Source organism: Candidatus Omnitrophota bacterium, from assembly GCA_028707125.1.
Classification (GTDB): domain Bacteria; phylum Omnitrophota; class Gorgyraeia; order Gygaellales; family JAQTUX01; genus JAQTUX01.
Genome location: JAQTUX010000001.1, coordinates 707,072 through 713,849, shown reverse-complemented (window position 1 = coordinate 713,849; position 6,778 = coordinate 707,072). Strand labels below are relative to the sequence as shown.

Below are 6,778 nucleotides of genomic sequence, written 5' to 3'. Positions count from 1 at the left end.
TAGGCATAGTTGCCCGCTACAAAAACATCCTGCGCCCAACCAGGCGTATCAAGGCTTCCGGCTAGAGTCGGCGCTACGGGATTGGAGACGTCTATAATCTGTAAACCCTTAAACCCAATGGCATAGGCATAACTGCCTGCTACAAAGACATCCTGAATGAAACCAACCGGTGCATCAAAACGCCCGACCAGGTCTGGGGCAGTTGGATTAGAGACATCCACGATCTGCAAACCAGCATCTTCATCTGCGACATAGGCATAATTTCCCGTTACAAAAACAGCCAGCGCCCAACCAGATGTATTAAATTTTCCGACAAGAGCCGGAGCCGCGGGATCGGAGACGTCTATGATCTGCAGGCCGGATCCGCCACTTACGATATAGACATAATCGCCAAAAGCACATATGCCTTCAGCACGACCGGGGACACCAATTGTAGTGCCGATAAGGCATTCTGATAACGGATAAGAATGTTCTATCTCTAATTTACCTGAATAATCCTCCTCCCAATTCCCATCATCATCCATATCCCACATCAACCGCGCCCCTCCTGAGTCATAGCCCGCGCCGAATGAAGCGGCAGCATCCAAATTGACAGTAAAGGATTCAAATGCGCCATGCTGACTCTCCGGCGTTACGGTAAAATATGCCCTTGGAGCCGCACCCACCCCTGATGCGCCTTCTTCTGTATGAGGATACTCGAATGAAACTACAGGACTATTCTTTATGACGACCTCATCCTTGGCGTAAGATAACTCCGCGTTACCTACGGAATTGACCGCCCTCACTTCAATGGAATACATCCCATCCGGAAAAACCGGGGTAGTAAACGTAAAGCCTTCCTCCCCCCAATCAAAAGAACCGTCTTCTGCTTCGGCCTCACACCAGGCGCCCTCATTTATACGGTATTCTACTCTGGTTATGGTATTTAAAGTTACGTCTGCATAAAACGGATCTCCATTCGGTATAGGCCTGTCAGAACTTTTGCCGGTATACACAAAGGGATTATTGCCGCTTTTACGCAATTGATATGTATCCGGGAATGTATCCAGCGGATCCAGTCTCCCATCTCCGTCGGAATCACGCCAGCCAATCTGGCCGCGGCTATAAACACCTATGATAAAACTGCCACCGGACATTAAATCAGGACGGCTTTCACCAGACCCTCCAAAATATCCTTTGCCATCATTGTAATGAGAGTTGGCATTCACAACAGACAAGTATCCATGTAATCCGATTGCGCCCTCTTGAACAGACCCGGCTTCAAAATATTGATCTGCCGCGCCGAATATATGCATTGTCTCATGACGAACAACGGCCCCGCTTCTTAAATCATCGCTGTATAAACAGGTGGTCGGCCTCCCAAGCCATACCATTGCTCTACCGTATCCTTTTTCTACAACTATCATATAGGCCCAATGAGTATTATAAATACTCCTAAGTTCATTTACGTAATGCCTTAGGTTTTCTGGAAGTAATTTAGGGTTCCCTGCTTCATCTACTTCCTTGCTGAACGTAAAAGTAATGCGGGCATTTGGCTCATCATAAATGAATTGATCCAAGGCGGTACGGATACCCCCAAAGACATCATCTATCTCCGCGGCTGTCCATTCTCCACCAGTACCCGGGACAAAGAACACCCCCACAGCGATATCACCTGCCATATAAAGACTGGTATCGTAAAGGCCCGCGCCGTAGGCCCTGCCGAAGCCGGTAGAGTTCGTAGATTGAGATACTGCCGGAAGTTGCAGGGGCTCAACGGCACCGGAAGAGGCATCCTTAGCTGCCCGCAGCCTTTCTTTTGTCTTCTGCCACCTTTGCCTTTTCAGGCGTTCTTTGCCTTCCAATTCCTGCTTCCTGGCCTGCCATTTTTCCAGATATTCCCGATCCTTCTTTGCCCTTTCCTCTTTGGTCTTGGGCAGGTCCGTAGGCATAATTACCGTATCCCTGAACGGCTCTCTCTCTTTTATACCTTCTCCCGGAGGCGTTGCCTCTGGTTTAACGGCTCCCTTCAGCTTTTTATTCCAGATCTTAATGGCATCTCGGGTAGACGGCTCATAATCCCTGAACTTATCCGGCTCTACCGTGGTATAAGAAACCTCCTGTATAAGTTCTGACCGGTTCAAGGCGGCGAAGATAGCGCAGGGAATGCTCGCGAAGAAGACACTGGGCGGAAAGATATTCTTGACCCTGCCGCCGTTCAGTTCGATTACCTTCCTGGCATACTGCATCTCATCCAGGGTAACCGTAGAAAGGACGACAACGGCTTCCTCATCCGGCCTCTGACAGGGCTCCTCCCCTGCCCCTGCCGGCTTAAATGAAGACAGCAAACAGAAGAAAACGACCAGGAATATCGTTAGTTTTTTCATCCGTATAATAAGTATAACCTACCACTACGGTAAAACAAGGAGCTGGAAAGCCATTTAAGAAAGCGTTTTCATAACCGCCTCAATCCCCATTTTAAAAAACAAAAGGCCTTGAGGCAACCTCAAGGCCTTGATCTTCCCAAACCTATTAAAGCCCTATTTTCCCTTATGGAATATGACGGTGCACAGCGCTACGCAGCTGAAAAAGACGAAATTGACGATATTGAAGGCCTTCCAGACAATATCTTGCGACATAAGGCCGGCGGGGAACATAAACAAAAAGCAGACCCATACTCCCAACGCCCAATAGATGCTGATGTCCTTAGATGACCTCCTCTTGATTATGCGCACTATCAAGGGAATGTTCCATAAAGGCAATACAACAGCGGCGACCAGCGCCAATTTCTGAATCATATGTTATCCCCCTGACTTATTATTTGCTCCGCTTGATCATATAGACATCGTTACCCAGCACAGAATCCGACTTTAGCGGAATCATCCTTATGTTATCTTCGGCATCAACAAAATAAAGCCGGATATCCGTTGCCGCGACGAGCCTGCCGTAACTGGCAGGGACCACTTGTCTTACTTCGCGTTCGTTAAAAGGCCTCTGCGAGATCTTGATATAAGGCGCCCCTTGTGTCTCTGCCTGCAACTGTTTAGTCAGCAGGGACGCCAACAGCCCCGCCCCCACCGATACCAACGCTACCCCCATTACAACTACTCTTTTCATAGCATACCTCCTTAACCGCTCACCAGCTTTATGATCTCCCCCAACTTTTCATTGGCCGCCGCTTCTCCCCTGTCAGCCAGCTCTTCCACCTTGCTGAAGTCAACCCACCCCATCCCGTCTAAATCAGGATGAATAACAACGTCGGCGATCTTTAAGGAATCATTTATGAATTCCCTTTGCATCGTGCCTACGCTGCCAAAGATAAAATCAAATATATTGAACTTCCACCTCTTTTGTTCCGTATAACTTCTGTAGATCTCATCCTTGGTCAGGGAAACATTCACGGCGATTATCTTCCTGGCGTAATCAAGTATGGACTTTACGGGCAGCGGGTTCAACACCCCGCCGTCAAGAAAGATGCCGTCCTTGGAGACAATGGGCTCAAAGATACCTGGCATCGCGCAGCTTGCCGCCACGGCGCTGTAAATATAGCCCTCCCTGATCACCCTGGATTCCTTCCTGATAAAATCAAAGGCCACTACCCTGAAAGAATGTTTTATGTCGTAAAACGTCTTGTCGCCAAAGATGTCTTTTAATATCTTTTCCAGGCGTTTGGATTTCAGGAAACCCCTGAAGGGCAGCGCCATCGCGGGAAAGGAAAAAAGGGAAAACTTCTTGCCGAAGTAAGCCGCTATCCTTTCTATTTCCGCGGCAGGATAACCCAGGGCCCACAGCGCACCGATAAGCGCGCCCATACTTGAACCGCAGACAATATCTATGGGGATGTTGTTCTCTTCTAATACCTTGATCACGCCTATCTGCGAGAAACAGAACGCCCCTCCCGAACCCAGCACCAGCCCCACGGTCTTTTCTCCTACCTCGCGCGATATCCGCCTTATAACCCGCTTGTAATCGCCGCTTTCCAAAGGCGGTATGGTAGCGTATATCTTATGAGGGAACCCTGCGGGTTTATCCGCCTTCAGGAATTCCGAGAATACGAACCTCACCTTAGGCAGGTTGCTGCCGGATAGGATATTCATCAGGGCGTCTATGCGCGCCAGCTCTTCTCTGTCCGAAGACATAAACAAATGCACAAGGTCGGCTATGGAAACCAGCCGCGCCATTGACTGTTCGTCAAGACGGCTGAGCTCATACAGGACGAAGTGGTAATTCTCGGAGAGGTAGTTGATCAGGGAGAAAAACCGGTCGGTATCCTGCCCCATTCTCACGCGGAGCCACGATACCTGAGCGCTCTCTACGACATATCCGCCTATGTTTTCTTCGTTGAATTCGTTCAGCTTCAAAACCCTGCCCCCGGCCCCGCAATGCGCGCGGATGGAGAAATCATCGTCAGAAGAACACTCCACCACTATTGCCTTTTTAGACCTGTCCTCTGCCAGCGCCTCGGCCAGATTCACCATATAAGTGGTCTTGCCCCTGCCTTTAGCGAAACTGCATATTGCCAGTTTCACCGATTGAAATATCTTCTTTGGCACGCCTATATGCTTCTTGACCCTCTTGGAAAATATCCGCGAGAATTCAACCGCGAGGATATGGTTCTTATCCAGGAAGCCCTTGAACTTATCCTTCTCGATCCTCAGGACTACCGAGTTTTCAATAGACCGGACCGTTACCGAATGCGGTTCATCGGTAAAAAGAGATACGGTCCCGAACGCGGTACCCTTCTTTATAAGCTCGATCTGTTCATCCCTGTCGCCCTGCCTGGCAAGCGCTACGAGCCGGCCGGTAATAAGCATATAAAAGGCATCCGGTGGATCGCCTTCCTTGTAGACGATATCGTTGATGCGGTATTCCTTGAACTCGCAGATCCTGTACAACCGCCCCAGATGGGATTTTTTTAATTTGTTAAAGGGGTAGATACCGGAGATTATCTCTTTTGAAAAGACAGCCATAAGCTATATTATAAGGTAAAGTTAACCGGCGGGCAAATAAAATAAACAAAAAGCCCCAACTTTTTCAAGTCGGGGCTTTAAGGTGGTTGCGGGGGCTAGATTTGAACTAGCGACCTCAAGGTTATGAGCCTTGCGAGCTACCGGACTGCTCCACCCCGCGATTTTATTCTTCTATTTTATAAACGATCTCGCCCTTGCGGACGATACCTAATTTCTCCCGGGCTAATTTTTCCAGGTATACCGGGTCTTCTTCTATTCTTTTGCGCTCAAGCGCCAGCTTCTTGTTCTCGTTCTTAAGCTCAATGATCTTTTCTGCCAATTCTTTATTCTTCTGCCTTAGATCCTGCAGCTTGGCATACCCCGGCAGGAAGAATATCAACAGCAGAAAAGTGATACCAAAAAGAACAAAGGCCTTACGAAACATTTTATCTTACGTCTAACGCAACCTTATCTTATCCCAGATAGTCCCGGCGTAAACCGCTTTGCTTCCCAACTGCTCCTCGATCCTGAGCAGTTCGTTATACTTGGCGATCCTGTCGGTCCTGGAAAGCGAACCGGTCTTTATCTGGCCCACGCCCGTTGCCACGGCGATATGCGCTATGGTCGTATCCTCTGTTTCTCCGGAGCGGTGCGAGATAACAGCGGTATATTTATTTTGCTTAGCGATATCTATCGCTTCCAGCGTCTCTGAAAGCGAACCTATCTGATTCACCTTTATAAGTATGGAATTCGCGACTTTCTTCGCGATGCCTTCCTTGAATATCTTAGGATTGGTCACGAATAGATCATCCCCTACCAGTTGCAGCTTATTCCCCAGGGCGTCTGTAAGTTTTTTCCAGCCGTCCCAGTCATGCTCTCCCAGGCCGTCCTCAATCGATATCAGAGGATATTTCCTGGCAAGCTTACCGTAAAGCTCTATAAGATATCCGGAGTCGCGCTTTTGCCCTTCAAAATTGTATGCTCCGCCTTCGGCAAAAGAGCTTGCCGCAACGTCCAGCGCGATAGAAACATCCTTGCCTTCCCTGTACCCTGCCTTCTTTATCGCCTCAATAATCAGCTCTATCGCTTCTTCGTTGGAATTAAGCGATGGGGCAAACCCGCCTTCATCGCCTACCGAGGTAGAAAGTTTTTTTGATTTCAAGATCCCCTTTAAATTATGAAATACTTCTACGGCAAACCTGAGCGCCTCTTTGAATGAAGGCGCGCCTATCGGCATTATCATAAACTCCTGAATATCGAGGTTATTATCGGCATGCAGGCCGCCGTTTAAGATATTCATCTGAGGAACCGGAAGGATCTTCGCGTCACCGCCGCCCAGGTATTCATAAAGCGGCTTATTCTCCGCTATCGCCGCTGCTTTCGCGACTGCCATTGACGCCCCGAGTATGGCGTTCGCGCCTAATTTTGACTTGTTCTCTGTGCCGTCTAAATCCAGCAGGAGTTTATCTATCTTCCTGAAATCCGGCTCAAGCCCTTTGACCCTGGCGGCTATCGCAGTATTTACATTCTCAACCGCCTTTAATACGCCTTTTCCTAAATAACGCTTTTTGTCGCCGTCCCGCAGTTCCAGCGCCTCCTTTTCTCCGGTAGATGCCCCGGAAGGAACGGCAGCCCTGCCAAAATGGCCGTCATCAAGTATCGCGTCTACCTCTAGGGTAGGGTTGCCCCTGGAATCCAGTATTTCCCTTGCCTTTAACTGCTTAATTTTCTGCATATATTCCCTCCATAGTAAGAACAGGGTTATAAATTACCATAGCATCACAGAATAGTCAAGCGAAAGATATGTTTGACTTCTATCGGCGATTATGTTAATCTTAAAACTGCCATCT

The 6,778-nt window shown here is 48.6% G+C and carries 7 protein-coding genes and 1 tRNA gene; 1 reads left to right on the top strand and 7 read right to left on the bottom strand.

From position 1 onward, the window contains the following. A partial coding sequence (locus PHR44_03570; GenBank protein MDD4909740.1) for a hypothetical protein occupies positions 1-1,931 on the bottom strand: 1,931 nt, incomplete at its 3' end. 214 nt (positions 1,932-2,145) lie between these two features. Between PHR44_03570 and PHR44_03565 the strand changes: the two genes are divergently transcribed. Beyond that, positions 2,146-2,283, top strand: coding sequence for a hypothetical protein (locus PHR44_03565; GenBank protein MDD4909739.1), 138 nt, complete (start codon positions 2,146-2,148; stop codon positions 2,281-2,283). Positions 2,284-2,519: 236 nt separating this feature from the next. Here PHR44_03565 and PHR44_03560 read toward each other — a convergent pair whose 3' ends face one another. The 6 genes from PHR44_03560 to eno form a co-directional block, all read right to left on the bottom strand. Beyond that, positions 2,520-2,777, bottom strand: coding sequence for a hypothetical protein (locus PHR44_03560; GenBank protein MDD4909738.1), 258 nt, complete (start codon positions 2,775-2,777; stop codon positions 2,520-2,522). 19 nt (positions 2,778-2,796) lie between these two features. Beyond that, complete coding sequence (locus tag PHR44_03555) at positions 2,797-3,096, bottom strand: hypothetical protein (protein ID MDD4909737.1); 300 nt, start codon at positions 3,094-3,096, stop codon at positions 2,797-2,799. An 11-nt stretch (positions 3,097-3,107) separates the two neighbouring features. Continuing rightward, complete coding sequence (locus tag PHR44_03550) at positions 3,108-4,949, bottom strand: patatin-like phospholipase family protein (protein ID MDD4909736.1); 1,842 nt, start codon at positions 4,947-4,949, stop codon at positions 3,108-3,110. A gap of 83 nt (positions 4,950-5,032) precedes the next feature. Further along, positions 5,033-5,109: transfer RNA gene (locus PHR44_03545), tRNA-Met, on the bottom strand. Between the two features lie 3 nt (positions 5,110-5,112). Beyond that, entirely contained in the window at positions 5,113-5,373 is a 261-nt protein-coding gene (locus PHR44_03540; GenBank protein ID MDD4909735.1) for a septum formation initiator family protein, read from the bottom strand. 12 nt (positions 5,374-5,385) lie between these two features. Continuing rightward, positions 5,386-6,663 (bottom strand): phosphopyruvate hydratase, encoded by a 1,278-nt coding sequence (eno, locus tag PHR44_03535; GenBank protein MDD4909734.1) that lies wholly within the window; start codon positions 6,661-6,663, stop codon positions 5,386-5,388. Between the last annotated feature and the right edge of the window lie 115 nt (positions 6,664-6,778).